Source organism: Staphylococcus sp. GDY8P57P, from assembly GCF_017892585.1.
Lineage (GTDB): Bacteria > Bacillota > Bacilli > Staphylococcales > Staphylococcaceae > Staphylococcus > Staphylococcus borealis.
This window is the reverse complement of sequence record NZ_JAESLK010000128.1, coordinates 1-208: the sequence shown is the minus strand read 5'-3', so window position 1 is coordinate 208 and position 208 is coordinate 1. Positions and strand designations below refer to the sequence as shown.

Here is a 208-nt window from a genome sequence, read left to right as displayed (position 1 = left end):
AATGATAAAGCTTCATGGAAAAACCAAGTAAGAATGGCAATTGAAGAAACCAAAGAACAAGCAACAGATTTTGATGATTTTAAGCAGCGTTTAGAAACTAAAGGGGTTGAAGTTGCTCGTGTAACGAATAAAACAATCACGTATTTGCACATAGAAGAAAATAAAAAAGTACGTGGCAATAAGTTAGGCGAAGATTACGAGAAAGGAG

At 34.6% G+C, this 208-nt stretch carries 1 pseudogene; it reads left to right on the top strand.

Features of this window, described 5'->3' with window-relative positions:
- Window positions 1-208 (top strand): annotated as a pseudogene (locus KA878_RS13925) (relaxase/mobilization nuclease domain-containing protein); the annotation flags it as partial.